Origin of the sequence: Actinoplanes sp. HUAS TT8, from assembly GCF_051380535.1 — a bacterium.
In the GTDB taxonomy this organism is placed as follows: Bacteria; Actinomycetota; Actinomycetes; order Mycobacteriales; family Micromonosporaceae; genus Actinoplanes.
The window spans coordinates 2662822-2688516 of the sequence record NZ_CP195646.1; the positions used below are offsets into that span (position 1 = coordinate 2662822).

Below are 25695 nucleotides of genomic sequence, written 5' to 3' on the forward strand. Positions count from 1 at the left end.
TACGGGCGGTGTCGACGTCGGGCAGGTGGGTCGTGGCCCAGGTTCACACCGTTCTGGGCCGGGCGCCGCGCCCCTTTGCCGAATGGGTGCGGCGCCACGTCCAGGACTTCACATAGCGCGGGCGAGCAGTTCCCGGCGGGGTGCGGGCCGGGGGAGTCCGTAGTGTTCGCGCAAAGTGGTGCCGGTGTATTCGGTGCGGAACAGGCCGCGTTCCTGCAGGATCGGCACGACCTTGGACGCGAACGCCTCGATGCCGGAGGGCAGCACGGCCGGCATGATGTTGAAGCCGTCGGCGGCGCCGTTCTCGAAGTAGTGCTGGATGGTGTCGGCGATCTGCACCGGCGTGCCGGTGAACGTGCGGTGCCCACGCCCGCCGCCGAGCCGGCCGATCAGCTGGCGGACGGTCAGGTTGTCCCGGCGGGCCCAGTTCACGATCAGCGTGTAGCGGCTCTTGGCGCCCTCGATCTCGTCCTCGTCGGGCAGGTCGGCCGGTAGCGGCTCGTCCAGCACCAGGCGTTCCCGGTCGACGCGCAGCAGGATGGACAGCTGGGCCAGGGCGTGTTCGGGCGAGATCAGCCGTTCCAGTTCGGCGTCGAGCTCGCGGGCCTCGGCCTCGGTGTCACCGATCACCGGCACGATCCCGGGCAGGATGACGACCTGCTCGGGATCGCGCCCGGCCGCGGCGGCCCGGCGCTTGAGGTCGGCGTAGAACGTTTGGCTCTCGGCCAGGGTGGGCTGCGCGGTGAAGACCGCCTCGGCCCACCGGGCCGCGAACTCCTTGCCGTCCTCGGAGGAGCCGGCCTGCACGAGCAGCGGATGCGCCTGCGGCGAACGGGGCACGTTGAGCGGGCCCTCGACCCGGAAATAGGTGCCGTGGTGATCGATGGGAAGGATCCGATCCCGTACGGCGTGAATTCCCGCCTCTTTGTCGGCGATGATCGCGTCGTCGGCCCAGCTGTCCCACAACTTCGTCGCGACCTCCAGGAACTCGTCGGCCCGGTCGTAGCGGCTGCGGTGCAACGGCTGATCCTGCAGCCCGAAGTTGCGCGCGGCGGCATCCCCGGCCGTGGTGACGATGTTCCAACCGGCCCGCCCGCCGGACAGGTGGTCGAGCGAGGCGAACCGGCGGGCCAGGTTGTACGGGTCGTTGTACGAGGTGGACGCGGTCGCGATCAGCCCGATCCGGGTGGTCGTGACGGCCAGCGCGGCCAGCAGCACGGTCGGCTCCAGCTTGCCGGACGGGCGGCGGCCCGGCTCGGCGTACAGGGCCGGGCCGTCGGCCAGGAAGACCGAGTCGAACTTGGCGTCCTCGGCGACCCGGGCCAGGTGCTGGTGGGCTTCCAGGGACAGGTTGGCGTGTGGATCGGACTCCGGCAGCCGCCACGACGCCTCGTGGTGACCGGTGTCGTGCAGGAACAGGTTGAAGTGCAGTTGGCGGCTCATCGCAGGTTCTCCTCGTCGACGCCCAGTTCGTCCAGCAGGTATGTGCGCAGTTCGGCGAAGGCGGCCCCGGCGCGCGAGCGGTCCGGGAGATCGACGCGCACGTCGGTGCGCACCACCCCGCCGTCCAGCAGGATCACCCGGTCGGCGAGCACGATCGCCTCGTCCACGTCGTGGGTGACCAGCAGCACGGCCGGGCGGTGGGCCTCGCAGAGCTTGCGCAGCAGCGCGTGCATCCGCAGCCGGGTCAGCGCGTCCAGCGCGCCGAACGGCTCGTCGGCCAGCAGCAGCTGCGGCTCCCGGACCAGCGACCGGGCCAGCGAGGCGCGCTGCTGCTCGCCGCCGGAGAGCTGGTACGGCCAGGCCCGCTCCCGCCCGGCCAGCCCGACCTCGGCCAGGGCCTGACGTCCGCGCTCGGCCGCGCCGGATCCGCGCAGCCCGAACGTGACGTTGTCCAGGATCCGTTTCCACGGCAGCAGCCGGGAATCCTGAAAAACAACGGACACCGATGGGGGTACGGCGATCCGGCCGTGCCCGGCCACCTCGCGGTCGAGCCCGGCCAGGGCCCGCAGCAGCGTGCTCTTGCCGGTGCCGGAGCGCCCGATCAGCGCCACGAACTCGCCGGCCGCGATGTCCAGGTCCAGACCGTTGAGAACGCCGCCGTTGGCATTGAAACTGCGGTGCAGATCCCGTACGCGGACCGCCGGTTCCGTGGTCAGTCCTCCAGGGTTCGTCGCCATGAGAGCACCCTCCGTCCCGTGAATCGCACCGCGGTGTCGGCCAGATAGCCGAAGACCCCGTAGATGACCAGGCCGACCACGATCACGTCGGTCTGCCCGTACTGCTCGGCCAGGGTGATCATGTGGCCGATGCCGCTGACCGCGTTGTACTGCTCGACCACGACCAGCCCGAGCAGCGCCGACGTGACCGCGAAGCGCATGCCGAGCAGGAAACCGGGCAGCGCCCCGGGCAGCACCACGTGCCGGACGAACTCGCCGCGCCCGAGGCCGATGGTCTCGGCCAGCTCGGCGTACCGGCCGTCGATGCCGCGCAGCCCGTTGTGCGTGTGCACGTAGATCGGCACCAGGCTGATCAGCGCGATCGTGACGATCTTCATCTGTTCGCCGATGCCGAACCAGGCGATGAACAGCGGGATCAGCGCGAGCGTGGGGATCGAGCGCTTGATCTGGATCGGACCGTCGAACACCGACTCGCCGATCCGGGACAGCCCGGAGACGACCGCGAGCACGACCCCGGCGGTCACCCCGAAGGCCAGGCCGACCACGGCCCGCTGCAGGGAGGAGAGCACGTTGCCGAGCAGGTCGTGGTCGCTCCACTGGTCCCGGAAGGCGGTCACCACGTCCCACGGGGCGGTCAGGACGGCCGGTTTGATCAGGCCGGTGGACGAGCCGATCGACCAGACGGCCAGGACCAGGATCGGACCGACCCAGAAGGAGAAGCGGAAACGGCGTCCGGGACCGAGGCGACGGCGTACGACCCGGTCGTCCACCCGGGGGTCATCGGTGGCGGTCCGCCGGAGCGGGATCGTGGCGGTCACGAGGCATCCCCGCTGACCGTCCGGCTCCCGGCCGCTGCGGCCTCGACCGGCTCGAACCGGCGGTCCACGAGCGTGCTCACGTCGAGCTTGTCGTGCTTCTGCTCGGTGGCCAGCAGATCGGCGGTCTCCTGCAGGCGGCTGACCGCGTTGTCCCAGCTGGCCGGGATGCCCTTCTGCCCGTACAGGGTCACCACGGCCCTGGCGTCGGCCGCGGTCAGGCCCTGCGAGTCCTGGTAGTACAGCTTGGCGTAGTCGTCCGGGTGCTCGTTCTGCCACAGCAGGGCCTTGGTCCGTACGCTCACGTAGACCTTGAGCGCGGCGGCCTTGGCCGCGTCCTGCACGGCCGAGGTCAGGCAGTAGAGGGTGGACGCGTCGTCGCGGATGCCGGTGCCGATCGTCGTCGCCCCCGGGTATTTGGCCTCGTAGACCTTGACGAACTGGGCGCCCAGCGGTGCGACGTCGACCGCCTTGGTGCCCAGCGCGGTCACGTACGAGTCACCGGTGCTGGTCAGCTCGACCAGCTGCACGTCCTTCTGGGTCAGCCCGGCCTGTTTGAGCACGCGCAGCACCAGTGCGCCCTGGGCCTGCCCGGCGCTGTAGGCGATCTTCTTGCCGCGCAGGTCGGCCAGGGACCCGACGGCGACGCCGGGCGCGACGCCGAGCTGGTAGATCGGGAACTTCAGCGGATCGACCGTGACCGACTGGAAGACGATCTTCGTGGAGGTGCCGGTCCAGGCCGCGAAGAGCGACGGGATGTCGGCCACTGCGCTGCAGTCGAGCTTGTCGGCGCGGAACGCCTGGATGCTCTGCGGGCCGCCGCTGATGTTGGCCCACTCGACCTTGATCCCGGCGTCGGCCAGTTCCTTGTCGAGGCCGGCCGCGCCGAGCACGGCCTGGACGGGCGGGTCGCCGAGACGGAGAGTGGTGCCGCTGGGCACCTGGTCGGGCAGCGCGGCCGACAACTCCAGGCTGGTCGCGGCCTGGTCACTGCCGCAGGCGGCGACGCCGAACGACAGCAGAGCGGCGAGCGCCAGCGTGGGGAGGGTTCTTCTGGGCATGCAATTCATACTATGCAGATAGGACTAAGGGGCAACTATGCGCCGGATTGAATTAAGTGATCCCCAGCGGAGCCGCGTAGACCCGGTGCAACGCGACCGCCCCACCGGCCACGGCCAGCACGGTGCCCGGGAAACTCGACGCCCGCACCACCCGCTCCGCGTCCACCCCGGCCACCTCGCCGCGCAGCGTCTCCAGGCAGACCGGCAGCCGGTTCGCCCCGGCCTCGGCCACCACCAGCACCTCCGGGTCGAACAGGTCCAGCAGCATCGCCACGGCCCGGCCGACCAGACGCGACCGCTCCCGCAACATCGCCACCGCCTCGGCGTCACCACCCACCGCGACCTCGACCAGGTCACCGATCTCCGGCCGGTCGATCAGCCCGGCCGCCAAGGCCCGGCGCACCACCACCTGCTCCGAGACCGCGGCCTGCAGACAACCCACCCGGCCGCACGAACACGGCTCGTCACAACCCTCCACCGGTAGATGCGCGACCGCCCCGGCCGCCGAGCGCGGCCCCTCGTGAACCACACCGCCGGTCGCGAACGCGACGTCGACCACGTTGCCCACGAACAGGTGCACCGCACTGAGCCCGGCCTCGGCCGCCGCCTCCCCGAACAGCTGCTCGGCCCGCAACAACGCCCGCGAGTTGCTGTCCACATGCACCGGCAGCCCGGTCGCCTCGGCCAGCGTCGCCGCCACCGGCACGTCCCGCCAGCCCAGGAACGGATGCTCGACGACCGTCCCGTTCGCCGTGTCGACCCAACCACCGGTGGCCAGGCCCAGCCCGAGAATCCGGCGCCGACCCCGGTTCTGCCCGCGCACCGCGGCGATCCGAGCGGTCAGTGCGGCCAGCACACTGCGCGGATCGCGCTCCTCGTGCGGGTCACGCCGCTGCAGAATCACCCGGCCCCGCAGATCCAGCAGCGCGACAGTGGTCCGCGGCACCGCGATGTGCACGCCCAGCACGGCGACCGCGTCCGGGTCGATGTCCAGCGGCACATGCGGGCGCCCCATGCCCGGCGGGCCGGCCGCCTCCGGCACCTCCCGCACCAGCCGCGCCCTCAACAGCGAACCGGCCACCCCGGTCACCGTCGCCGACGACAGCCGGGTCACCCGGGCCACCGAACTGCGCGCGATCGGGCCGTGCCGGAGCACGGCCCGCAGCACCGCCGACGCGGAATCCGGTGCCCGGCGTGGACCCGGCACCGGCAGATCGCCACGGCGGGTGGTACGCCGCTCGGCAACGGGCCCGCTCATGCGGCGAGGCTATCCCGGGCGGCGCCCGACCACGGCGGATGGTTACCGGACGTTTTACAGAAGGTAACAACCAGTCCGGCCCTGGCCCGGGCGGCGTTCGTGGCTCCGCGCGTCGTCACCCGGTGGTCGCCGGCCTCGGCCCGTCGGGGCGACCGCTAAGCTCGGGCGGTCGAAAGGGTGGGCATGACGGACACGGTGCGGTCACTGCGGTGGTACGGCGGTCTCGCCGTCCTCTTCTTCGGAGTGCTGCCGGCGGTGATGGTGAGCCTGCTGGTCACGCAGGGCAAGACCCCGCAGTCGGTCGGGTTCGTCCTCGTCCCCGGGATCGCGCTGGTCGTGGCCGCCCTCGTCTACGCGGTCAAGGGCATCACCGGCACCGACCCCGACCTGAGCGCCCGCTGGATGCAGCGCAGCATGGCCTTCGTCGCCGGCGCCGACCTGCTGATGCTCGGCGGCAACGCCCTGATCCGGATGGCCACCAGCTGACCCGGTAGCTATACGGTGACCGGCTTGGGGAAGTGCGGGCGCAGATCGGCGGCCATCATCCGGTCGAGCAGGCGGTCGGGCAGGAAACGGGACAGGCGGGTCATCAGGGCCGCGTCGCGGCCGATCGTGTAGCGGGTGCGCGGGTTGCGGGCGGTGGTGGCCTTGGCGATGATCCGGGCGGCAGCCTCGGCGGTCTGGCCGGCGCGGGTGAACGCAGCCGAGTGGGCCACGATGGCGCGCACCAGATCTCCGTACCTCTCGGTCTGCTCTTCGGTCATGCCGGCGGCGATGCCGCCGGCCGTGGTGGCGCCCCGCTCGGCCATCTCGGTCTGCACGCCGCCGGGTTCGACCACGACGACCTGCACGCCGTGCGGGGCGAGCTCGCGGCGCAGTGAATCGCTCACCGCTTCCAGCGCGAACTTGGTGCCGGCGTAGGCACCGTAGGTCGGCATGGCGACCTTGCCGCCGATCGAGCTGATGTTGACCACCCGGCCGCGGCTGCGCAGCAGCGCGGGAAGAAGGGCCTGGGTCACCGCGATGTGGCCGAAGAGGTTGACCTCGAACTGCCACCGCCAGTCGCTCATCGGCAGGGCCTCCACCGGTGCGTTGACGGCGATGCCGGCGTTGTTGACCAGCGCCCGCAGCGGCCGGCCGAGCGGATCGGACTCGACGCGGGCGGCGACGGCGGCGACCTGGGCGGGCTCGGTGATGTCGAGGAACACCGGCTCGATCCGCTCCGACCGCAGGGCCTCGGCATCCTGCGGCCTGCGCACGCCGGCCAGCACGTGGAAGCCGCGCCCGGCCAGCTCGCGAGCGGTGGCCGCGCCCATCCCGGTCGACGCGCCGGTGACCACGATGATTTCATGTGACAGTGTCATGTGAAATACGGTAGGGATTTCATGTGACGCTGTCAACCGTAAGATGGTCGGCATGGTCACCCGTGCCGAGACGGCCGCCGCCACCCGCCGCGCCCTGCTGGACGCCGCCGCCGAACTACTCGACCAAGGCGGACCCGAAGCGGTGACACTGCGCGAGGTCGGCGCCCGGGCCGGAGTGAGCCGAGGGGCGCCCTACGGCCACTTCGCCGACAAGGAAAGCCTGCTCACCGCGGTCGCGGCCGAAGCCTGGCTCCGGATCGGCGACCAGATCGCAGCGCTGAACGGGGATCCAGCGGCGCCCGCAACCTCACGGCTGCACGCCGCGCTGACCGGGCTGATCGCGGTCGGACGGGGGCAGCCGCACCTGTACCAGCAGATGTTCCGGCCGCCGGCCGGGGACATTCAGGCTGCGCTGAACGCGGCCCAGCGCAGCCAGGACGAATTCCTGACGATCGTGGCCGACCTGGTCGGTCCCGGGGAGGCCCGCCGATACGGCGCGTTGCTGCTGGCCGGGGCGCACGGGATCACCGACATGGCGGTCAGCGGGCACCTGAGCACCGAGAAGTGGCAGACCACCCCCGAAGAGCTGGCCGAGACCCTGGTGGCATTGGTCGCGAGCCGCGCGTGAAGGCAGCCGGGTGCTGGGCGTCGGTCGGCGCGACTGGAACGGTGGCGCCCGCCCTTCCTCGACGTGCCACGAGACGACCGGCAGTCGGGAACCTGGCGAAATCTCATTGTGGCCCGGATAACCGCCATCAGAACCAGCAGAAAAAATTCGCGGTGGTATGCCAGCGGGCCTTGCTGACCCCCTCCCAGAATGCGCGGCAAAATTAATTTCTGTAACCCTGGCCACAGAACGCTGAGTCGCTTCGGCCCGTCGGCATCGGATATTGTTGAGCTCCACCGCTACCAACGGCGCGCAGCAACCAAACTTAATCAATAATGATCCACCTCGCGCCAGCAAATGAGCCTGTGCCACACACGGCTTCGGTTGTTGTCGTGGCAAGACCGTCGGCTCGGGCCGCACTGTGTGCCGGGCCGGAACCGTCGGCACTGAGCCCTCCGAACGCGAGGCCGAACCATTGGCTCGCGAAGTCGGCTCAACCGGCGGCATAGGTGCAGGCCGCGTCTCCGAAGTTCCAGGCTCCGACGTCGCCGGCCGTGGAACTGGTGTGGTGGGGCACAGGGCTGGGCTGGTGGGCGGCCCGCCCGGCCCGGCGGCGTGCGGGGTTGGGGCGGCAGGCCGCGCGCCCGGAGCGGTGGACCTGGTGAGCCGCGTGCTCGGACCGGCGGCGGAGCGTGCGGTTGGTCTTGTGGGCGGCGCGCCCGGGACGGTGGAACGTGGGGTCGGGCTGGTGGGCCGCGTGCCCGGACCGCCGGCGTGCGGGGTCGGGCCGGTAGGCCGCGTGCTCGGGGTGGTCGATCGTGAGGTCGGGCTGGTGGCCCGCATGCCCGGACCGGCGGGGTGAGGAGCCGGAGCGGCAGAGCGCGAGGCCGACGCCCGCCCAGCCCCCACGGAATCACCCTCCCGCAGCCGACGCAGCTTCTCGGCGTGCCGCCGCTTCAGCCCCCAATTTCGCCGAATCTGCTGTTCACGACGAAATTCGTCACGCTCAGCAGAATAGTTCCGCCCCAACGTCCGATCCCGCATATCAGCCGTTTCCGCCCGCCCGAACAACGACAACTGCCCCATACCTAAATTGTCCCAGAAGAAAACACCCTCACGTCAGTAAATGATCATGCCAAATTGACATTCGTGGAGCGCGGAACATTATCAGCTCGCCCCGAGCACCGACAACAACTCCAGCTTCTGATAACTTTCACTCCCGGCCGCCGCCGTATAAACCACCAACGCCTGCGACTGATCCGGATCCACCAGTTGCTGACAGTGCAGATCAAGCACCCCCACCACCGGATGCACCAGACGTTTCGGCGCACAATACGGCCCCGCCACCGGCTGCCCCCGCCACAACTCCTCGAACTCGGCACTGGCACCCCGCAACGCCGCCACCACCTGCCCGGCCCGGGATTCCGGCCCGTCCCGGGTGAACGCCGCCAGCAGATGCGCCACCATCCTCAGCCCGTGCGAGGCCCGCTCCTCGACCGGTATCAGCTCCTGCTCGCCCGGCGAGGTGAACCACCGATAGTGCGGGCTGCGCTCCAACCCGCGGCGCACACTGTCGTCGCCGAGCAACGCCCGAGCCAGGTGTGTCTGCCGCAGCGTCTCCCCGACCCCGTTGACCACGATCGCCGCGGCGTCTCCGAGCCCGTCGAAGACCCGCATCATGCCCGGGTTCAGATGATCGCCCCCGCTCGAACCGCGGCGCGGCGGCGTGTACCCACCCAGCCGGAACAGATGATCCCGTTCGTCCGCGGTCAGTCGCAGCCCGCGCGCGACCGCGGCCAGCGCCTGTTCCGACGGGTGCGGCCCGCGCGGCTGCTCCAGCCGGGTGTAGTAGTCCACCGACAGGTCGCTGAGCAGCGCCACTTCTTCCCGCCGCAGCCCCGAGGTCCGGCGGCGGGCCCCGCGCGGCAGCCCCACGTCCTGCGGTTGCAGCACGTCCCGCCGACTGCGCAGAAAGGCCGCCAGTCGTTCCCGCTCCACCGCCCTATTCTTCCTCGGCGATCCCGCTGACCTGGTGTATCACCCGCCACAACCGTTCGCCGTCCCCGGCCCGCCGCGCCGAGCGGTACACGGGCAGTTCGGTCGGCCCACCCCGGAACTCGCCGAAGCCGTCCGGCCCGTAGAGCCGCCCACCCGCGTCCGGCGCGGTCGCCGCGAGCAGCGGCGGCAGCACCCCACGTTCCGCCGTCTGCGCGAACCGCCCGGTGATCGCCCGCAGCAGCCCCGGCGTCGTCCGGTACAGATTCGTCAGCGTCGTCCCCGGATGCGCCGCGTTGCTCGACACCTCATCGATGCGACGATCAAGTTCAAGAGCGAAGATCAAATTCAAGAGCTTCGAGCGCCCGTACGCCGTGGTGCCCCCGTATTTTCGGTCCCCGTTCAGGTCCTCCCAGTCGATCCTGGCGTGCTTGGCGGCCGAACTGGTAAGTGTCGTCACCCGCGCGCGCCCGGCCCGCAGCAGCGGAAGCAGCCGCAGTGTGAGCGCCGCGTGCCCGATCACGTTCGTGCCGACCTGCAGTTCGAAGCCGTCCGCGGTCACCTGCCGGGCCGGCGGCAGCATCACCCCGGCGTTGTTGACCAGCAGGTCCACGGGACGACCGGCCCCGAGCAGCCCTTCGGCGAACGCGGCCACCGAGGCCAGGTCGGCCAGGTCGAGCCGTTCGAGCTGGATCTTGGCGGTCGGCACGGCCCGCCGGATCAAGGCGGCCGCGGCCTCACCCTTGGCCGGGTCACGCACCGGCAGCACCAGGTCGGCGCCGGCCCGCGCCAGATGGATGGCCAGTTCCCGGCCGATACCGTCGCTGGCCCCGGTCACGACCGCCCGGCGCCCGGTCAGATCAGTTGTCATGCGCTCAAGGCTGCGACCCGGCCGGTCCCACGACCATGCTCTGTCAGGACAAGGCTGGCCGAGAGAAGCGCCCGGCGGCCGATCCGCTGCGGAAGGCCGCGATGAGGCGGCGGCCGGCCCGATGCGGAAGGCCGCGATGAGGTGGCGGCCGGGTCACTGCGGAAGGCCGCGGCGAGGTGGTGGCCGGCCCGGGGCAGGTCAGGTGTCGTGGACCCAGCGGTCGACCAGCGACTCGTGGGCCTCCAGGCGTTGCTGGGTGCGGTGCGGGTCGGTCTTGGCGATGGCGTCGAGCAGGCTGATGGCCAGGGTGACCACGGCCGCGTGGGAGTCGAACACCAGCCCGGTGCCGACCGGGGCGACCAGCAGCACGTCGGCGTCGTCGGCGAACGGGACGAGCGCCGTGTCGGTGACCACCACCGTGGCCAGGCCCAGGCCGCGGGCCAGCCGGACGGCGGCGACGGTCCCGGCCGGGTAGCGCGGCATGGCGAAGACCAGCAGCGCGCTCGCCCCCTGCTGGCTCAGCTGCAGGACGTCGTCGTCGACCGCTCCGGCGTCGGTGCAGACGGTCACCGCGGGCAGGACCCGGCGCGCGAAGTAGCCGAAGTAGCAGGCCAGGGCGGCCGACGCGCGCAGACCGACCACGCCCAGCGGGCCACTGCCGGCCAGCAGTCGTACGGCCTGGTTCATCGGGTCGCCCCCGACCACGCGTTTCAGGCTCTCCAGGTTGGCCCGTTCCTGCTCGATCGCGGCCACCGCGGCGTCCTGGCGGTGCGGGATCCGCTGGTCCGGGATGCCGGCCAGGACCGCGTCACGCAGCGCGGCCCGGAACTCGGGGAAGCCGGCGAAGCCGAGTGCGGCGGCGAGCCGGGTGACCGTCGGCTGGCTGACCCCGGCCCGTTCGGCGATCTCGACGGTGGACAGGAACGCGACGTCGGGGAACATGCCGAGCATGCGCTGCACGATCTGCCGCTGCGCGGGGGAGAGGCGGTGTGCCTGCGCCAGGTCCAGCAACCATTCCCCGGCCCCGTCGTGTGCCATCGATCTCCTTCGTCCTCAGGCCGCCCCTGAATACTCTAAAACACACAGGAGTTATGGTGCATTCGATGATTCACAACGAGCAGGCGATCTGGTTACGGTTCCTGTCCGGTGCCGACATCGACGAGCTGGACATCCGGACGGACGAGGTCATCGCCGCGGTCGAGAACGTGGTCGACGCGCACGGGCGCGGCCGGACGGTTTTCGAGCCGCGCACTCATCTGGTGCCCGACAACGGTGGCGCCGGGCACTTCAACATCCTGCGCGGCCACGTCTCCACCCTCGGCGATCATGGGCTGAGCGGGGTGAAGGTGGTCGGCGACTTCGTGCCGAACTACCAGAAGGGGCTGCCCAGCGAGCTGGCCCTGATGACCCTGCTCGACCCGGCCACCGGCGTCCCCCTGGCGATCATGGACGCGACGCTGATCACCGAGGTCCGCACCGGGGCGATGACCGCGGTCGGCGCCAAGCACCTGGCCCGGCCCGACTCGCGGATCCTGGGGCACGTCGGCGCCCGCGGCACCGCGTTCGCCAACGTCACCATGCTGGACCAGCTCTTCCCTCTGGAGGAGATCCGCGTCACCAGCCGGAGGCCGGAATCGCGCGAGGCGTTCGCCGAACGGCTGCGCGCGGTCACCGACACGCCGGTGCGCGTGGTCGCCACGGCCGACGAGGTCTACCAGGACGCCGACATCCTGGTCGAGGCCTCCCGCCTGCAAGAACCACAACCCTTGTTGCGTACGGCCATGGTCAAGCCCGGCGCGTTCGTGGTGCCCTACGGCACCGTCAGCGCGGTCGAGCTGGACCTGCTCGACGTCATGGACAAGGTGGTGGTCGACGACTGGCGCGAGTCGCGGTCGGGCCGGTTCGGGGCGCTGCGCGCACACGTCGACACCGGGCGGCTGAGCGAGGAGACGCTCTACGCCCAGATCGGTGAGATCGTCAGCGGGGCCAAGCCGGGGCGGGAGAGTGCCGACGAGCGCATCCTGTTCTGGCACCGCGGGCTGTCGATCCTCGACGTGGCGCTGGCCCACCTCATCCTGACCCGGGCCGAGGCGGCCGACGCCGGAACGATGCTGCGCTACCGGTGAGCGGCGAGGTGCGGGTGCGGTCGGGGGCGGACCTCGACCGTACGCGAATCGGTCTTGTGTCTCGAAGAGGGACCCGCGTCGTGCTGGAACCGGCGCTGCTGGCCGAGTTGGCCGCAAGCCGGGCCGAGGTTGTGGCGGCGCTCGCCGGTGACCAGCCGGTGTACGGCGTGAACACCGGGATGGGGGCGCTCTCGGGGGTTCGGCTGGACGCGGAGGCGCAGTCGCGGCATCAGGACACGCTGATGGCCGGGCGGGCCGTGGGGTCGGCGCCGTGGCTGCGGCGCGATCAGGCCCGGGCCGTGCTGGCCGCCCGGTTGCGGACGCTGCTGCATCCGGCGGCCGGGGTGTCGCCGGAGTTGTGCCTGCAGCTGGCCGAGCTGTTGAACGCCGACGTCGTGCCGGCGATCCCGGCGCGGGGCAGCGGGGCGGCCGGGGAGATCCTGCCGCTCGCGCACGCCGGCGCGGTCCTGATCGGGACCGGTCAGGCGCTCGATGACGCCGGCCGGGCGGTCGAGGCCGGGTCGGCTCTGGCGGCGGCCGGGCTGCGCCCGCGGTCGTTCCGGGCCAAGGAGGGCATCGCGTTCCTGCAGGGGGTTCCCGGGCTGACCGGGCTGGCGGTGCTGGCCGGTGCGGACGTGCGGGTGCTGGTCGACCAGGTGATCGCCGTGGCCGGGGCGGCCCAGGGGGTGACCGGCGCGAGCACGGATCCGTTGCGCCCGGAGTTCGCGGTCGGGGACGAGCATCTCCGTACGCTCAATGCCGCCCTTCTGATAGCACGCGGGGACGGGCCGGTCCGAGCGCTGCAGGCGCCGGTGTCGTTCCGGGTGACCGGGCCCGCGCTGGCCGTGGTGGTGCGGGCGGTCGAAGCCCTCGAAGCGGCGGTCGAGCGGGCGTTGATCGGGGTGACCGACTCGCCGGCGTTCCTGGACGGGCGGTTCTACGGCAGCGCCGGGTTCGCCGGGACCGACCTGGTCGCGGCCTGCGGGGCTCTGACCAGCGCGCTTGTCCACCTGGCCGAGGTCGGTGCGGCGCGGCTGCATCGGCTGCTCGATCCGGCCGTCACCGGGCTGCCCAAGCAGCTGTCCGACGCGCCCGGGTTGCATGCCGGGATGGTCGGGGTGCACAAGCGGGCGGCCGGGGTCGTGCACCGGATGCGGCGGTTCGCGATGCCGGCGCTGGTCGGGGCGGTGGAGACGTCGTCCGGGCAGGAGGACGTGCAGAGTTTCGGGTTCGAGGCGGCGGAGTGCCTGGGGGAGGCGATCGACGGGCTGCGGGACGTGCTGGCCTGCGAGTTGCTGGCCGTGCACCAGGCGCAGCTGTTGTCCGCGGCGGCGTCCCAGGCGCAGCTGTCGTCGGCAGCGATGGCGGCGATCCTGCCGGCGGGGACGCTGCCGGCCGGCACCGCCGATCGGCCGTTCGGCCGCGACCTCGACACGCTCATCGACCTGTTGCGCTCGGGCTGGTCGAGTTCCGCGCGGTGAGTCAGGGCGCTTTCACGATCGGGCTGGTCGAGTTCCGGATGATCAGATCCGGTCGGAACATGGGGAAGTCGGCCGGTTCGTCGAGCTGGGCGACGGCCGCCTCCACGATGGCGTCCTCGTCCCAGGCCATCGTCGTCAGGCCGGGGTCGACCAGCGCCGCCAGTTGGTGATCGTCGTAGCCGACCACCGACAGGTCGGCCGGGATGCTCAGCCCGGCCTCGCGGGCGGCCCGGTACACCGCGAAGGCCAGGGAATCGGTCAGGCAGAACACGCCGGTCGGCCGGTCGGGGCCGGCCAGCATCGCGGCCGCCACGGTGACCGCGTCGGTCGTGGCGGCCGGCGCGGAGACGACGGTCAGCTCGATCCCCAGGTCGGCGGCGACCTCCCCGGCCAGGATCTCGGCCGGGCGGCCCGGCGTGGTGGGCAGCGACGGCGCCAGCAGCCCGACGCGGCGGTGACCCAGGTCGGTCAGGTGGGCCAGGGCGGCGCGCACACCGTACGCGTTGTCGAACAGCACGCTGCCCGAGCCCGGACGGTCGACCAGGGCGTCACCGATGGCGACGACCGCGATCTCCGGCCCGAGCAGCCGCCAGTAGTCGGCCGCCGGGTCGACCGGGGAGACCAGCGCGCCGTCGACCCGCTGCGCGGCGAACTGCTCGACGATGAGGCGTTCCTGCTCCGGGTCGGCGTCGGCGTCGGCGATGGTCGCGTACCGCCCGCGGTGCCGCAGCGCCCGGGTCAGCATCACCGAGAGGTCCTGCTGCCACAGATCGCGCAGTGAACCGCTGACCCCGACCTGCCCGGTGCGCCCGCTGGCCAGCGCCCGCGCGATCGGGTCGACCGTGTAGCCCATCTGCTCGGCGAGCTCGCGGACCCGGCGGATGGTGGCCGGGGAGCCGCGGACGCCGCGCAACGCGTACGAGGTGGCGGCGAGCGAGAGACCGGCGGCGGTCGCCAGGTCCTGCAGGGTGCGCCGGGACTGCCCTCGTTGCGTCGGGCCTCGTTGCATCGGCCGAGGGTAACACCGGGACGGAGATACCGGTCTCTGAGATCACCTTGCGCAAACGGTGGTGAAGCGCTTCACTTCACGCATGGAGTGAAGCGCTTCACTCCTATGAAAGTGATGGGAGGTGCCGGGATGCTGTTCGACTGCCACCAGCACCTGTGGCCCGAGCGTTTCGTGGCCGCCCTGCGCGAGCGCGACACGTACCCGTACCTGCGGGAATGGACCCTGTTCCTGCCCGGCGAGGCACCCTACGAGGTCGACCCGGCCGCGCACGACGTCACCCGGCGCCGCGAGCGCGAGCTGGCCGAGGGCCGCGAACGGGTGCTGCTCTCACTCTCCAGTCCGCTCGGCATCGAGCACCTGCCGGCCGGCGACGCGGCCGAGCTGATCACGATCTGGCACGAGAGCGCGCTCGAACTGCCCGACCCGTTCGAGATCTGGGCCGCCGCCCCGGTCGGCGACCCCGACCCGTCGGCGCTGGCCAAGGTGCTGCGCGAGGACCGGGTGGCCGGCCTGCAACTGCCCGCGACCGCCCTGGCCGAGCCGGACGACATCGCGCGGATGCGGCCGCTGCTGGAAGAGGCCGAGGCCGCCGGCAAACCGGTGCTGGTGCACCCCGGGCCGGCCCCGGCCTGCGCGCCCGATCTGCCGTCCTGGTGGCCGGCCCTGGTGCCGTACGTGGCGCAGCAACAGAGCGCCTGGCTGGCCTGGCACATCGCCGGGCGCCGGGCCCACCCCGGGCTGCGGATCGCGTTCGTCGCCCTGGCCGGGCTGGCCCCGCTGCACCACGAGCGGCTGGCCGCGCGCGGGGGAGCGCTCGGGCCGGTCGACCCGTTCGTCTACTACGAGACCTCGTCGTACGGGACCCGGGCGATCGACGCGATGGTCCGGGTGGTCGGTGTCGACCCGATCGTGCACGGCTCCGACCGTCCGTATGCCGAACCGGTCGACCCCGGGCTCGGCGCGGCCTTCACCCACGCCATGTTCACCGCCAACCCCCGCCACCTCCTGAACGGAGAACCACGATGACGACGGTCGCCGGCCCCGGCGCGCTCCCCGCCCTTCCCGGCCGTGTCCTGACCCCTAAAGAACTGCAGCTCTGGGTCGCCGAGCTGGCCGCCCACCCGGAACACTGGGAGCACCTCGTCCGGCACGACACCGGCGGGCGGCACTACGCCTCGCTCTACCGCGACGGCGACATCGACGTGTGGGTGCTGTGCTGGAACGTGCGGGACGACACCGGCTGGCACGACCACGACGTCTCCTCCGGCGCGGTCGCCGTCGTGCGCGGCGCCGTCACCGAGGCCAACCCGCGCATCGGCGGGGAACCGGCGACCCGGGTCGTACCGGCCGGGCGCACGTTCGCCTTCGGGCCCGACCACATCCACCGGATGGGCGGCGCCGTGGACGGGTCGGTGTCGCTGCACGCGTACTCGCCGCCGCTGTGGCGGATGGGCCAGTACTCGATCAGCGGGGACGGGGTGCTGCGCCGTCAGGCCGTCAGCTACGCCGACGAGCTGCGCCCGATCGACGCCTGAGCGCTGCCGAGGCCGCTCATCCGGGCCATCCGGGTCCGCGGGCGAGGCGGATCGGGCCGGTCGCGGTCGCCGGGTCGACGTCGTGGCCGTGCCGGCGGACGGTGATGAGGCCGTCGCGGGCCAGCTCGGTGGCGACCTCCCGGGCGGCGTCCATCAAGTCGCGCCAGGACTCGCCGCCGGCGACCCGGGCCGCGTCGCTCGGGCAGATGGTCGCGTCGGGGCGGCGGTGGCGCAGCAGCGCGCGCATCGCCGCGGCCAGCCGCACCCGCCGGCCGTCGGGCGTGGGTTCCCACCAGGGGTCGCCGCGCTCGCCCAGGGCGACCTTGGCATCCTGTACGCGTGGGCGGGCCGTGTGCGGGTCGCTGCGGACGAGCCGGCGGGCCGCCATCAGCTCGTTCACCAGTTCCTGACGCAGCGGCTCCGGGATCGCCGGGTCGGTGGCTCGCCAGCGCCGGCCGGACACGACCAGGTAGCGGCCGTCGTCGGTCAGCGTGCCGTCATCGCGCCTGCTCACCGGCCCATTGTCCCGGCGAGCCCAATGGATGTGCTGCAGGTCACAGTCGCGGCGCCAACCTTTTCCGGGCCGGCGCGTCCTACCGGGCGACAGTGCACCCGACCGACAGTGCTGGAGCTTTGAGATGCGCAGATCCACCCGGGCCCTCGTGGTCGCCGCCGGAGCCGTGGCCGTCGTCGCCGCCGGCGGTATCTCCGCCGCCGTGGCGTTCGCCGACGACGCGACTCCCGCGCCGGTCCCGGCCGCGACCACGTCGCAGGCCCCGACCGCCGCACCGGTGCCGACGGCCTCGACGAGGAAGCCGACCGCCGCTCCGGCCCCCACCTCCTCGTGGAAGCCGACCGCGGAGCCGGCCCCCACCCCCTCGGGCAAGCCCACCGCGGCCCCGGTGCCGACCGCCTCCTGGAAACCGACCGCGGAACCGGCGCCCACCGCCTCCACCCGCAAGCCGACCGTGGCTCCGACGCCGAGCTTCTCGGCCGCTTCCTGACGGTTCGCGCGCCGGCCGCCTGTGCGGCCGGCGCCGCCCGGTCCACCTACTCCCGACCTGATCCGCGAGGCCCTTTGTGATCTTCGTGTTGCCGATGCCCACGTCGCTGCTGCGCTGGAGGCGAGGGGCCGCCTCGGGCCCGGTCGTGACCGCGGCGGCCGCGGCGCCCTCGGTCGCCGAGCTCTACCGGGAACGCCGTCTGCCGCTGGTCCGGCTGGCCGTGCTCATGGTCGACGACCTGCCCACCGCCGAGGACATCGTTCAGGACGTCTTCACCCGGCTCTACCGCCGGCACGGCGCCGCCCTGGACGCGCTCGACGACCCGAACGCCTACCTGGTGTCGGCCGTCATGAACGCGGCCCGGTCGGCGCTGCGCCGGCGCCGGATCACCCGGGCCTACCGGCCGCCGCGTCCGGATCCGGCACCCGCCGCCGAGGACGAGGCCCTGCTCGGCACCGGCGATCGGGAGGTGATCCGGGCCCTGGGCCGGCTGACCACCCGCCAGCGCCAGGTGATCGTCCTGCGCTACTGGTCGGGACTGTCCGAGCGGGAGATCGCGGCCACCCTGCGGGTCACCGCCGGAACCGTCAAGTCGACCGCGCACCGCGCCCTGACCCTGCTACGCGCCCAGTTGGGGGAGCGATGACCGAGACCGACCTGGAGCAGCGCCTGCGCTCGGCCCTGTCCGCCCGGGCCGCCGCCGTCACGACCCGCGACCTGCGCCACGAGCCGGCACCGTCCGCGACCGGCGGGGACGAAGCGGCGGCGTTCCGGGCCGTCCGCCGCGGTGCGCCGGCGCGGTGGTGGCTGCCGCTGTCGGCCGGCCTGGCCGCCGCGGCCGTCTCGATCACGGCGTTCGCCCTGCTGAGGCCCGATGATCCGGCGCCCGTGCGGCCGGCCTCGCCGGTCCAGGTGACCTCGCCGGCTACGCCGTCCCGGCCCGCCTCGCCGAGCCCGCCGACCTCGGCGCCGAGCATCTCGCCGCCCGTGCCGTCGTTCTCGTGGCCGACCGCCGAGCCGACCCCGACCGCATCCGGGTCCAAGCCGAACGTCACGCCGGCCTCGCCGTGAGGCCGGCAGGCCGTGGGCGGCCAGTCGGGCGGTCGGTCCCGGCCCGCGACGGCCCACGCGCTACCGTCTGTTTGTCGCGGCATCCGCAGCGATTGGTCCGGTCCTGAAACAGCATGAGGAGAAACCGATGACTGACGCTACCGGCGACGCCGAGCCCACCACCGAGGCCGAGGAGCAGCCGTTCGAGAACCGGGCGGCCCGCCGGGCCAAGGGCAAGAAGGCCGCCGCCCAGGCCGTGTCGGCCACGGGTCACGTGCACGGCCGCTCCGGCACCGTGCAGAGCCCCCGCCAGTACGGCAACCGTCGCAGCGGCTGATCGGTGAGTCGCCGGCTCGCCGCGGTGGCTGCTGTCGCGGTCACCGCGGGCGCCGGGGTCATGCTCGCCGCGCTCGTCGCCGATCCGGGGCCCTGGTGGCGGGGCTATGTCAGCGAGGCGGGCGCGGCCGGTCACCCGTACGCAATAATTTATCGTCTCGGTCTGGTTCTTCTCGCCATCGGCGTCGCGCTGCTCGGTCGTGCTCAGCCCCGGATCGGGCTTCTGCTGCTGGTCGCGGCCGGTTTGGCCGGCACGTCCGGGGTGGTCCCGTGCAGTGACGGTTGTCCTCTGCCGCCGTTCGAGCCGACGACCCTCACCGATGTCGTGCACACCGCCGCCAGCATTCTCGGCATGTTCGTGCTGGCCGCCGCGATGGCCGCGCGTCCGGCGCCCCGGTCGCTGAGCACGGTCGCCCTGGCGCTGACCGTGCCGCTCGGCGCCGCCCTGGGTCTGATGATGCTGTTCGCCGGCCGCGGCGCCACGAGCGCGATCCTGGAGCGGGTTCTGCTCGTGGTCGCCGTCAGCTGGCTGGTCGGCATCGCCCTGGCCACCGTGTTCGACCCGGCGCCGGAATCTGACCGTCGGGTGGAGCCGGCCGTCAGACGGTGATGACGGTCTTGCCGGGCAGCGTCGCGCCGGCGGCCTGCGCGTGCACCGTCGCCAGCTCGGCCAGCGGGACCCGCTGCCCGACCTCGACGCGCAGTTCACCGGCGTCGACCATGGCCACGAGCTGGGCCAGCTGACGGGCATCGCTGCGGACGAACAGGTTGATGCCGCGGACGTCGCGCTCGTCGTCGGACGGCGCCGGCATCCACACCGTGGTGTTGACCAGGATCCCGCCGGGGCGGATCACGGTGAGCAGACCGGCCAGCTTGGCCGGCTCGACCGGCGCGAGGTTGAGCACGACGTCGACCGGCTCGGTGACCGCGGTGATCACGTCGGTGGTGTGGTGGTCGATGATCTCGTCGGCGGTGGCGCTGCCCGGGCCGGCGGTGGCGATCACGTACGCCCCGGCGTTCTTGGCCAGCTGCACCGCGTAACCGCCGACCGCCCCGCCCGCGCCGTTGATCAGCACGCGCTGCCCGGCGGTCAGCTTGGCGTGGTCGAACAGGGCCTGCCAGGCGGTCAGGCCCACGGTCGGCAGTGCCGCCGCGTCGGCCAGCGGAATGCTCGTGGGGGCCGCCGCCAGGATGTCGGCCGGGGCGGCCACGAACTCGGCCGAGGCGCCGGTGCCGGTCATCGGCAGGAACCCGACGACCGTGTCCCCGGCGGTGAAGCCCTCGCCGTCCGCGACCACGGTGCCGGCGACGTCCAGGCCGGGCGTGTGGGGCAGGGTCACCGGGATCGGGCCCTGCATGAATCCGGCCCGGATGTTGCCGTCGACGCCGTTGAACGACGTCCCGGCGACCCGGAGCAGAACCTGCCCGGCGCCGGGCGCGGGCTGCTCGACGTCCTCGAACCGCAGGACGCTCGGGTCGCCGTACTCGTGGAAACGCACTGCCTTCATCGCTGGCTCTCTTCTCTCGAACCCTGCCGAGTGCTTCGTATTCGAAGCACTTCTGAACCATAGCTTGCTTCGAGTTCGAAGCAAACCGGAAGTGGTGTGAGCCGCCCGACATTCGGTGCGGCGGCCTGAGAACAGCCTGTCGTGAACCGCGTACCGGGAGAATGTCGCCGTTATCCGGGGATCGATCGTCCGTGGATAAAACGCCCGGAAGCCGGATCAATCCAGCAGGTGCCGGAGCTTCTCCTCGCTCGGTGAACCCGCCTGCGGCAGGAAGACCAGCAGCTCCTGGCCCTCGTCGGGATCCACCAGCCACTGGCTGTGCAGCTCCAGCTCACCCAGGCGCGGATGCCGGTAGCGTTTGAGCTCCTGATGGTGGGTCACGTCCACCTCGTGCAACCGCCACACCTCGGCGAACTCGGGGCTGACGGCCAGCAACGCCTCGACGATCGCCCCGGCCGTGCCGTCCGGGTCGGCCGTGTACGCCGCCCGGATGTCCACGGTGAACACCCGCCCGCGCAGCTCGTGATCCTCGGGCGGATAGAGCGCGCGCTGCTGCGGATCGGTGAACCAGCGATACACGAGGTAGCGCGACATCCCGCTGAACCGCGTGTAGTCGCCGAACATCGCGACCGCCCCGGCGTTCTGCAGCAGCGCCTCGCCGAAACGGGAGAACACGATCGCCGGTGTGTCCCGGGGCAGACGCTCGACGATGCGCCGCATGGTCGGGCTGGCCTGCTCGTCCGGCAGGTCACGGCGCGGCGCCGAGTGCCCGCCGAGCGCGAACAGGTGATCCCGCTCGCTCGGGCTCAGGCTCAGCGCCCGCGCCACCGCGGCCAGCATCGACTCCGACGGCATCGGCCCGCGCTGCTGTTCGAGCCGGCTGTAGTAGTCGGCCGACATGCCGGCCAGCACCGCGACCTCCTCACGCCGCAACCCGCCGGTCCGGCGGCGCGAGCCACGCGGGAGCCCGACGTCCTCCGGTTGCAGCGCCTCCCGGCGGGCCCGCAGGAAATCGGCCAGCAGGGCCCGATCCATTCAGCCGGCCCGGTTACGCCCGGCGCGAGGCTTGGCCGACCGGGGCGGCGTGGCCCGCATGTGGTCGCGGACCCGGCCGAGCACCCCGCTCAGGTCGGCGAGATCGGTGCCGGCCATCGGCTCGATCAGCAGCCGCCGCACCCGCTCGACATGCCCGGGGAGCACGTGGGCGACCAGGTCCCGCCCGGCCGCGGTGACGGTGACGATGACGCTGCGCTCGTCGTCCGGCGACGGCGCCCGGGTGATCAGGCCGCGCTTGTCGAGCAGCCCGGCCTGGTAGGTGAGCCCGCTGCGGCTGAACACGAGACCGTCGGCCAGGTCGGTCATCCGCAGCCGGCCCTCGGGCGCGTCGACCAGGCGGGCCAGGATCTGGAACTGCACGTAGCTGAGGTCGCCGTCGGCCCGCAGGTGCTCGTCGACCGCGTACTGAAGAAGGCTGCTGACCTCCATCAGAGCGAAGTACGCGCCGAGCTGTTCGGCGCTCAGGCCTTCCGGATCACCCACCCGAGACATGCTAGAGCAGCTCGGCCAGGGCGGGCAGCGCGGCGACGGCGCTCTCCAGGTCGGTGCCGAGCGGCCGGTCCTCGAAGCGCGGATCCAGGTTCTTGGCCGCCACCTCGAACGCGTCGCGGGCGGTCCCGTCCGGCAGCCGCCCCGGCGCCATCCGCAGCGCGCGCACGGCCGCGACCAGCTCGGCCGCGAGCAGGGTGGGGGCGAGCCGGGTCATCCGGCGCAGCGAGCGGGCGCCCTGGGTGGCGAAGCTGGCGTGTTCCTCCAGGCCGAGCGAGATGGTCAGGGTTCCGGCGGCGATCGGCTGCATGCCGACGCGGATCTCGGTGAGCACGTCCTGGACCACGTACTCGCTGATCATCACGCCGGAGCTGCCGCCCGGCCCGTCGGCCAGGAAGGCCCGCAGCCCGGTCATGTCCGGGCGCATCAGCAGGCCGACGCGCGCCGAGGAGAGCGACAACACCGGAAGGAACGCGCTGCGTACGGCGTCGAGCCCGGCCGCCAGCGTCGCGGTGTGGAACTGGCCGTGATGCAGGACACCGTCGTCGGTCACCAGGGGGTTCTCCACGGCCGCGTTGAGTTCGGCGGTGAGCACGTCGTGCAGGGACCGGGCGGCGTGGATGGCCGGCGCGGTGACCTGCGGCACCACCCGCAGCCCGAACGGGTCCTGGATGCGCAGCGGCGGCGCGCACCCGGCGACCAGGCCGCTGAGCAGGGTGGCCACCTCGACCTGACCGGGGTGGGCGCGGGCCCGGTGGACGGCCGGGTGGTAGGCCTCCGGGTTGCCGCGCAGGGCCAGGAACGACAGCGCGGCCACCACCACGGAGGCTCGGATCAGCTCTTCCACCTGGGCCAGGGCGAGGATCGAGGTGGCCACGGTGAGCGCGCTGGAACTGATCATCGGCAGGGCGTCGGTGCCGTCGATGGTGATGACCGGGCCGTTGCCGGAGCGCCACGGGCGTTCCCCGGCCAGGGTCAGCCCGAGCTCGGCCAGGGCGGACAGGTCGGCCGTCCCGATCGCACCCCACGGATGCAGACTCGGCACCGCACCGTCGCGCAACGCGGCGGCCAGCGCCTCGGCCACCCGACGGGAAACACCGGAACCACCGGCCAGAATCTGATTGAGACGTACGGTCATGGCGGCGCGAGCCGTCACGTCGTCCTCTTCCGGCCCGACCGCCGCGCAGTGGCTGCGCAGCAGGCGCAGTCCGTGTTCGGCCCCGTCGTCGGCGTTCTCGTGCCGGTTGGCGCCCACGCCGGTGTTGGCGCCGTAGACCGCCCCGCGTTCCCGGGCCGCGTGCAGGCGCGCGTGCCGGGCCTCGACGAGCCGCAGCGCGGCCGGCCCGACCTCGGCCGTGGACCGCCCCGATGCGATCGCGAGCAACCCGGAGATCGACAATGTTCGTCCGTCGAGAGGTACGGCACTGGCGGACTGCATGTAACCTCCTGCCCGCGTGTTAACGAGCCGTAACACCTCTCACGTGCCCGTTGACTTGTTATTCACCACCACACAAGTATGAATAGCAGTATTCACGAGAACGTTCGCCACCGCCAGGAGCGCCATGATCACATTTGCGGACGTCGTCAAGGTCTACCCCGGTGGCAGCACCGCGGTGGACCACCTCTCGATGGAGATGCCCACCGGGAAGATGACGGTGCTCGTCGGCCCGTCCGGGTGCGGCAAGACCACCTCGCTTCGCATGATCAACCGGATGGTCGCCCCCACCTCGGGCCGGATCCTGATCGACGGCCAGGACGTGGCCGGGCAGGACGAGGCGGTGCTGCGGCGCGGCATCGGCTACGTCATCCAGCACGCCGGTCTGTTCCCGCACAAGACGGTCCTGGACAACGTGGCCACGGTGCCGCTGCTGCTCGGCCAGACCCGCCGCGCCGCCCGGGCCGCCGCCCTGGAGCTGCTGGAGCGCGTCGGGCTGTCGGCCGAGTTCGCCGGGCGCTACCCGGCCCAGCTCTCCGGCGGCCAGCAGCAGCGCGTCGGCGTCGCCCGCGCCCTGGCCGCCGACCCGCCGGTGATGCTGATGGACGAGCCGTTCAGCGCCGTCGACCCGGTGGTCCGCGAGGGCCTGCACCGCGAGTTCCTCCGGCTGCAGCAGGACCTGGGCAAGACGATCGCCATGGTCACCCACGACATCGACGAGGCGATCAAGCTGGGTGACCTGGTCGCGGTCTTCCGGCAGGGCGGGCGCCTGGCCCAGTTCGGCACCCCGCAGGAACTGCTGGAGCACCCGGTCGACGACTTCGTGGCCGAGTTCGTGGGCCGCGACCGCGGTCTGCGCAGCCTGTCCTTCGACACCGCGGCCGACCTGCCGGTGCGCCCGCTGACCGAGACCGACGGCGCGGACCTGGTCCTGGACGACGCCGGCCGGCCCCTGGGCTGGCGGCGCGGCGCCACCGGCCCGGTCGAGCCGACCGCCGGCGTGTTCACCAAGGCCGACTCGCTGCGGATGGTCACCGACCTGGCGATCACCTCCCCGGTCGGCGTCGCCGTGCGGGTCGGTGCGGACGGCGCCGCCGACGGTCTCGTCCGCCACCACGACCTGGTCGACTTCCTGGCCGCCCGGCGTGACCGGCGGGCGGCGGAGCGCGACGCATGATCCAATACCTGTCGAACAATCACGCGGTCGTGCTGGCCGCGCTGCAGCAGCACATCTACCTGGCCCTGCTCCCGATCCTGATCGGGCTCGTGGTGTCCCTGCCGATCGGCTACCTCGGGGTGCGCTTCCCCTGGTTCTACCACCCGCTGGTGAACGTCTGCGGCGTGCTCTACTCGATCCCGTCGCTGGCCCTGTTCGTGTTCCTGCCGGTGATCCTCGGCACCAAGATCCTGGCCCCGGCCAACATCGTCGTCGCGCTGACCATCTACACCGTGGCGCTGCTGGCCCGCACGGTCGCCGACGGCCTGCGCGCGGTCGACCCGGTCATCGTCCAGTCGGCCACCGCCATGGGGTACCGCCGGACGCGCCGCCTGCTCGACGTCGAACTGCCGGTCGCGCTGCCGGTCATCCTGGCCGGCCTGCGGGTCGCCACGGTCTCCAACATCAGCCTGGTCAGCGTCGGCGCCCTGATCGGCATCGGCGGTCTCGGGCAACTGTTCACCCGCGGCTTCCAGCTGTTCTACCTGGAGCCGATCATCATCGGCATCATTCTGTCCGTGCTGCTCGCCGCCGTCGCCGACCTGATCATCGTGCTGGTCCAGCGGGCGCTCACGCCGTGGACCAAATACCAGGGCGGGGGCGCCGCGTGAACCTCTCGTACCTCTTCGACTCCGCCCACTGGGACCTCAGTGCGCCCGGCGGCATCCCGCAGCTGATCCTCGCGCACCTCGGCTACGTCGCCCTGGCGCTGCTGATCGGCACGATCATCGCGCTGCCGGTCGGCCTGTACATCGGGCACACCGGCCGCGGCTCGTTCATCGCGATCAACGCCGGCAACGCCGGCCGGTCGCTGCCCACCCTGGGCCTGCTGATGCTGATGGTCACCCTGCTCGGGCTCGGCCTGATGCCGGTCCTGATCGCGCTGACCGTGCTGGTCGTCCCGCCGATCCTGACCTCGGCCTACGCCGGCATGCGGACCCTGGACCACCGCGTCGTCGACGCCGCCAAGGGCATGGGCATGCGCCCCTGGCAGGTGCTGTTCAAGGTCGAGGTGCCGATGGCCCTGCCGGTGATGATGAGCGGCTTCCGCAGCGCCGCCCTGCAGGTCGTCGCCACCGCGACCGTGGCCGCCGCGGTCGGCCTGAGCGGCCTGGGCCGCCTGCTGATCGACGGCCTGGCCGTCAACGACTACTCCCGGGTCCTGGCCGGCGCCATCGTCGTCGCCGTCCTCGCCGTCCTGCTCGACCTGTTCCTCGCGCTCGTACAGCGCTGGATCGTCTCACCGGGCCTGACCGGACGGGCCCAGTCCCGTACCCGCCGGGCCACCCCCTGAAATCC

Annotated in this window: 29 protein-coding genes; 14 read left to right on the forward strand and 15 right to left on the reverse strand. The window is 72.2% G+C overall.

What is annotated here, in order from left to right; genetic code table 11:
• Positions 1-108: 108 nt before the first annotated feature.
• The 5 genes from ACSHV8_RS11720 to ACSHV8_RS11740 are packed head-to-tail and all read right to left on the reverse strand — an operon-like array spanning position 109 to position 5314.
• Positions 109-1443, reverse strand: a complete 1335-nt coding sequence (locus ACSHV8_RS11720; protein WP_436532241.1) for an LLM class flavin-dependent oxidoreductase — start codon at positions 1441-1443, stop codon at positions 109-111.
• The gene (locus tag ACSHV8_RS11725) at positions 1440-2180 is read right to left on the reverse strand and encodes an ABC transporter ATP-binding protein (protein WP_436532243.1); all 741 of its coding nucleotides are present in this window, start codon (positions 2178-2180) and stop codon (positions 1440-1442) included. Before ACSHV8_RS11725 ends, ACSHV8_RS11720 begins: the two co-directional genes overlap by 4 nt.
• Positions 2156-2998 (reverse strand): ABC transporter permease, encoded by an 843-nt coding sequence (locus ACSHV8_RS11730; protein ID WP_436532245.1) that lies wholly within the window; start codon positions 2996-2998, stop codon positions 2156-2158. The genes ACSHV8_RS11725 and ACSHV8_RS11730 overlap by 25 nt, the downstream gene beginning before the upstream one ends.
• Positions 2995-4056, reverse strand: a complete 1062-nt coding sequence (locus ACSHV8_RS11735) for an ABC transporter substrate-binding protein (protein ID WP_436532247.1) — start codon at positions 4054-4056, stop codon at positions 2995-2997. Before ACSHV8_RS11735 ends, ACSHV8_RS11730 begins: the two co-directional genes overlap by 4 nt.
• Before the next feature lie 52 nt (positions 4057-4108).
• The gene (locus ACSHV8_RS11740) at positions 4109-5314 is read right to left on the reverse strand and encodes an ROK family protein (protein ID WP_436532249.1); all 1206 of its coding nucleotides are present in this window, start codon (positions 5312-5314) and stop codon (positions 4109-4111) included.
• Positions 5315-5497: 183 nt separating this feature from the next.
• Between ACSHV8_RS11740 and ACSHV8_RS11745 the strand changes: the two genes are divergently transcribed.
• Entirely contained in the window at positions 5498-5800 is a 303-nt protein-coding gene (locus tag ACSHV8_RS11745) for a hypothetical protein (protein WP_436532251.1), read from the forward strand.
• 8 nt (positions 5801-5808) lie between these two features.
• Here ACSHV8_RS11745 and ACSHV8_RS11750 read toward each other — a convergent pair whose 3' ends face one another.
• Positions 5809-6678 carry an SDR family oxidoreductase gene (locus ACSHV8_RS11750; protein WP_436532253.1) on the reverse strand — a complete coding sequence of 290 codons (870 nt, stop codon included), beginning with the start codon at positions 6676-6678 and terminating at the stop codon, positions 5809-5811.
• Between the two features lie 52 nt (positions 6679-6730).
• On the opposite strand from ACSHV8_RS11750, the gene ACSHV8_RS11755 reads away from it, so the two are divergent.
• Entirely contained in the window at positions 6731-7306 is a 576-nt protein-coding gene (locus tag ACSHV8_RS11755; protein WP_436532255.1) for a TetR/AcrR family transcriptional regulator, read from the forward strand.
• Between the two features lie 1146 nt (positions 7307-8452).
• Here the strand turns inward: ACSHV8_RS11755 and ACSHV8_RS11760 are convergent.
• The 3 genes from ACSHV8_RS11760 to ACSHV8_RS11770 all read right to left on the reverse strand — a co-directional run bounded on the left by ACSHV8_RS11760 (position 8453) and on the right by ACSHV8_RS11770 (position 11189).
• Positions 8453-9283 carry a helix-turn-helix transcriptional regulator gene (locus ACSHV8_RS11760; protein ID WP_436532257.1) on the reverse strand — a complete coding sequence of 277 codons (831 nt, stop codon included), beginning with the start codon at positions 9281-9283 and terminating at the stop codon, positions 8453-8455.
• Positions 9284-9287: 4 nt separating this feature from the next.
• Positions 9288-10151 carry an SDR family oxidoreductase gene (locus ACSHV8_RS11765; RefSeq protein ID WP_436532259.1) on the reverse strand — a complete coding sequence of 288 codons (864 nt, stop codon included), beginning with the start codon at positions 10149-10151 and terminating at the stop codon, positions 9288-9290.
• Between the two features lie 198 nt (positions 10152-10349).
• The gene (locus tag ACSHV8_RS11770) at positions 10350-11189 is read right to left on the reverse strand and encodes a MurR/RpiR family transcriptional regulator (protein WP_436532261.1); all 840 of its coding nucleotides are present in this window, start codon (positions 11187-11189) and stop codon (positions 10350-10352) included.
• Between the two features lie 65 nt (positions 11190-11254).
• Here ACSHV8_RS11770 and ACSHV8_RS11775 point away from each other — a divergent pair, with 65 nt between their 5' ends.
• Both ACSHV8_RS11775 and ACSHV8_RS11780 read left to right on the forward strand, forming a co-directional pair.
• Positions 11255-12277, forward strand: coding sequence for an ornithine cyclodeaminase family protein (locus ACSHV8_RS11775; RefSeq protein ID WP_436532263.1), 1023 nt, complete (start codon positions 11255-11257; stop codon positions 12275-12277).
• A 56-nt stretch (positions 12278-12333) separates the two neighbouring features.
• Positions 12334-13758: an aromatic amino acid lyase gene (locus tag ACSHV8_RS11780; protein WP_436532265.1), complete on the forward strand. Its 1425-nt coding sequence runs from the start codon at positions 12334-12336 to the stop codon at positions 13756-13758.
• Position 13759: 1 nt separating this feature from the next.
• Here the strand turns inward: ACSHV8_RS11780 and ACSHV8_RS11785 are convergent, their stop codons facing one another.
• Positions 13760-14767: a LacI family DNA-binding transcriptional regulator gene (locus tag ACSHV8_RS11785; protein WP_436532267.1), complete on the reverse strand. Its 1008-nt coding sequence runs from the start codon at positions 14765-14767 to the stop codon at positions 13760-13762.
• Between the two features lie 129 nt (positions 14768-14896).
• Here ACSHV8_RS11785 and ACSHV8_RS11790 point away from each other — a divergent pair, with 129 nt between their 5' ends.
• Positions 14897-15793 carry an amidohydrolase family protein gene (locus ACSHV8_RS11790; RefSeq protein WP_436532269.1) on the forward strand — a complete coding sequence of 299 codons (897 nt, stop codon included), beginning with the start codon at positions 14897-14899 and terminating at the stop codon, positions 15791-15793.
• Positions 15790-16302, forward strand: coding sequence for a cysteine dioxygenase (locus tag ACSHV8_RS11795; protein WP_436532271.1), 513 nt, complete (start codon positions 15790-15792; stop codon positions 16300-16302). The genes ACSHV8_RS11790 and ACSHV8_RS11795 overlap by 4 nt, the downstream gene beginning before the upstream one ends.
• 16 nt (positions 16303-16318) lie before the next feature.
• On the opposite strand, the gene ACSHV8_RS11800 is transcribed toward ACSHV8_RS11795, so the two are convergent.
• Positions 16319-16816, reverse strand: coding sequence for a DUF3253 domain-containing protein (locus tag ACSHV8_RS11800; protein WP_436532273.1), 498 nt, complete (start codon positions 16814-16816; stop codon positions 16319-16321).
• A gap of 124 nt (positions 16817-16940) precedes the next feature.
• Here ACSHV8_RS11800 and ACSHV8_RS11805 point away from each other — a divergent pair, with 124 nt between their 5' ends.
• From ACSHV8_RS11805 to ACSHV8_RS11825, 5 genes are all read left to right on the forward strand, one after another.
• On the forward strand, positions 16941-17306 hold the full coding sequence (locus ACSHV8_RS11805; protein ID WP_436532274.1) for a hypothetical protein: 366 nt from the start codon (positions 16941-16943) through the stop codon (positions 17304-17306).
• A gap of 94 nt (positions 17307-17400) precedes the next feature.
• Positions 17401-17952 (forward strand): RNA polymerase sigma factor, encoded by a 552-nt coding sequence (locus tag ACSHV8_RS11810; RefSeq protein WP_436532275.1) that lies wholly within the window; start codon positions 17401-17403, stop codon positions 17950-17952.
• Entirely contained in the window at positions 17949-18377 is a 429-nt protein-coding gene (locus ACSHV8_RS11815) for a hypothetical protein (RefSeq protein WP_436532277.1), read from the forward strand. The genes ACSHV8_RS11810 and ACSHV8_RS11815 overlap by 4 nt, the downstream gene beginning before the upstream one ends.
• Positions 18378-18504: 127 nt before the next feature.
• Positions 18505-18693, forward strand: coding sequence for a hypothetical protein (locus tag ACSHV8_RS11820; protein ID WP_436532278.1), 189 nt, complete (start codon positions 18505-18507; stop codon positions 18691-18693).
• Positions 18694-18696: 3 nt separating this feature from the next.
• The gene (locus ACSHV8_RS11825; protein ID WP_436532280.1) at positions 18697-19302 is read left to right on the forward strand and encodes a DUF998 domain-containing protein; all 606 of its coding nucleotides are present in this window, start codon (positions 18697-18699) and stop codon (positions 19300-19302) included.
• On the opposite strand, the gene ACSHV8_RS11830 is transcribed toward ACSHV8_RS11825, so the two are convergent.
• The 4 genes from ACSHV8_RS11830 to ACSHV8_RS11845 all read right to left on the reverse strand — a co-directional run bounded on the left by ACSHV8_RS11830 (position 19292) and on the right by ACSHV8_RS11845 (position 23183).
• The gene (locus ACSHV8_RS11830) at positions 19292-20200 is read right to left on the reverse strand and encodes an NADP-dependent oxidoreductase (RefSeq protein WP_436532281.1); all 909 of its coding nucleotides are present in this window, start codon (positions 20198-20200) and stop codon (positions 19292-19294) included. The two genes, ACSHV8_RS11825 and ACSHV8_RS11830, sit on opposite strands and share 11 nt — an antisense overlap.
• Positions 20201-20416: 216 nt before the next feature.
• On the reverse strand, positions 20417-21235 hold the full coding sequence (locus ACSHV8_RS11835) for a helix-turn-helix transcriptional regulator (protein ID WP_436532283.1): 819 nt from the start codon (positions 21233-21235) through the stop codon (positions 20417-20419).
• Positions 21236-21748 carry a MarR family winged helix-turn-helix transcriptional regulator gene (locus tag ACSHV8_RS11840; RefSeq protein WP_436532285.1) on the reverse strand — a complete coding sequence of 171 codons (513 nt, stop codon included), beginning with the start codon at positions 21746-21748 and terminating at the stop codon, positions 21236-21238.
• A gap of 1 nt (position 21749) precedes the next feature.
• Entirely contained in the window at positions 21750-23183 is a 1434-nt protein-coding gene (locus ACSHV8_RS11845; RefSeq protein ID WP_436532287.1) for an aromatic amino acid lyase, read from the reverse strand.
• Between the two features lie 124 nt (positions 23184-23307).
• Here ACSHV8_RS11845 and ACSHV8_RS11850 point away from each other — a divergent pair, with 124 nt between their 5' ends.
• Genes ACSHV8_RS11850 through ACSHV8_RS11860 form a run of 3 tightly spaced genes read left to right on the forward strand, consistent with a single transcriptional unit; the run spans position 23308 to position 25690 of the window.
• A complete protein-coding gene (locus ACSHV8_RS11850) occupies positions 23308-24357 on the forward strand; it encodes an ABC transporter ATP-binding protein (RefSeq protein ID WP_436532289.1) in 1050 nt (349 codons plus the stop codon).
• The gene (locus ACSHV8_RS11855; RefSeq protein ID WP_436532291.1) at positions 24354-25007 is read left to right on the forward strand and encodes an ABC transporter permease; all 654 of its coding nucleotides are present in this window, start codon (positions 24354-24356) and stop codon (positions 25005-25007) included. The genes ACSHV8_RS11850 and ACSHV8_RS11855 overlap by 4 nt, the downstream gene beginning before the upstream one ends.
• A complete protein-coding gene (locus ACSHV8_RS11860; RefSeq protein WP_436532293.1) occupies positions 25004-25690 on the forward strand; it encodes an ABC transporter permease in 687 nt (228 codons plus the stop codon). The genes ACSHV8_RS11855 and ACSHV8_RS11860 overlap by 4 nt, the downstream gene beginning before the upstream one ends.
• Positions 25691-25695 lie beyond the last annotated feature (5 nt).

Bases quoted from the DNA above. Each gene is read 5' to 3' on its own strand.
- ACSHV8_RS11830 (WP_436532281.1), bottom strand. From the start codon at position 20,200: ATGAAGGCAGTGCGTTTCCACGAGTACGGCGACCCGAGCGTCCTGCGG.
- ACSHV8_RS11770 (WP_436532261.1), bottom strand. From the start codon at position 11,189: ATGGCACACGACGGGGCCGGGGAATGGTTGCTGGACCTGGCGCAGGCA.
- ACSHV8_RS11805 (WP_436532274.1), top strand. From the start codon at position 16,941: ATGCGCAGATCCACCCGGGCCCTCGTGGTCGCCGCCGGAGCCGTGGCC.
- ACSHV8_RS11740 (WP_436532249.1), bottom strand. From the start codon at position 5,314: ATGAGCGGGCCCGTTGCCGAGCGGCGTACCACCCGCCGTGGCGATCTG.
- ACSHV8_RS11725 (WP_436532243.1), bottom strand. From the start codon at position 2,180: ATGGCGACGAACCCTGGAGGACTGACCACGGAACCGGCGGTCCGCGTA.
- ACSHV8_RS11840 (WP_436532285.1), bottom strand. From the start codon at position 21,748: ATGTCTCGGGTGGGTGATCCGGAAGGCCTGAGCGCCGAACAGCTCGGC.
- ACSHV8_RS11820 (WP_436532278.1), top strand. From the start codon at position 18,505: ATGACTGACGCTACCGGCGACGCCGAGCCCACCACCGAGGCCGAGGAG.
- ACSHV8_RS11845 (WP_436532287.1), bottom strand. From the start codon at position 23,183: ATGCAGTCCGCCAGTGCCGTACCTCTCGACGGACGAACATTGTCGATC.
- ACSHV8_RS11720 (WP_436532241.1), bottom strand. From the start codon at position 1,443: ATGAGCCGCCAACTGCACTTCAACCTGTTCCTGCACGACACCGGTCAC.
- ACSHV8_RS11745 (WP_436532251.1), top strand. From the start codon at position 5,498: ATGACGGACACGGTGCGGTCACTGCGGTGGTACGGCGGTCTCGCCGTC.
- ACSHV8_RS11750 (WP_436532253.1), bottom strand. From the start codon at position 6,678: ATGACACTGTCACATGAAATCATCGTGGTCACCGGCGCGTCGACCGGG.
- ACSHV8_RS11785 (WP_436532267.1), bottom strand. From the start codon at position 14,767: ATGCAACGAGGCCCGACGCAACGAGGGCAGTCCCGGCGCACCCTGCAG.
- ACSHV8_RS11775 (WP_436532263.1), top strand. From the start codon at position 11,255: ATGATTCACAACGAGCAGGCGATCTGGTTACGGTTCCTGTCCGGTGCC.
- ACSHV8_RS11850 (WP_436532289.1), top strand. From the start codon at position 23,308: ATGATCACATTTGCGGACGTCGTCAAGGTCTACCCCGGTGGCAGCACC.
- ACSHV8_RS11765 (WP_436532259.1), bottom strand. From the start codon at position 10,151: ATGACAACTGATCTGACCGGGCGCCGGGCGGTCGTGACCGGGGCCAGC.
- ACSHV8_RS11790 (WP_436532269.1), top strand. From the start codon at position 14,897: ATGCTGTTCGACTGCCACCAGCACCTGTGGCCCGAGCGTTTCGTGGCC.
- ACSHV8_RS11735 (WP_436532247.1), bottom strand. From the start codon at position 4,056: ATGCCCAGAAGAACCCTCCCCACGCTGGCGCTCGCCGCTCTGCTGTCG.
- ACSHV8_RS11755 (WP_436532255.1), top strand. From the start codon at position 6,731: ATGGTCACCCGTGCCGAGACGGCCGCCGCCACCCGCCGCGCCCTGCTG.
- ACSHV8_RS11795 (WP_436532271.1), top strand. From the start codon at position 15,790: ATGACGACGGTCGCCGGCCCCGGCGCGCTCCCCGCCCTTCCCGGCCGT.
- ACSHV8_RS11835 (WP_436532283.1), bottom strand. From the start codon at position 21,235: ATGGATCGGGCCCTGCTGGCCGATTTCCTGCGGGCCCGCCGGGAGGCG.
- ACSHV8_RS11815 (WP_436532277.1), top strand. From the start codon at position 17,949: ATGACCGAGACCGACCTGGAGCAGCGCCTGCGCTCGGCCCTGTCCGCC.
- ACSHV8_RS11810 (WP_436532275.1), top strand. From the start codon at position 17,401: ATGCCCACGTCGCTGCTGCGCTGGAGGCGAGGGGCCGCCTCGGGCCCG.
- ACSHV8_RS11855 (WP_436532291.1), top strand. From the start codon at position 24,354: ATGATCCAATACCTGTCGAACAATCACGCGGTCGTGCTGGCCGCGCTG.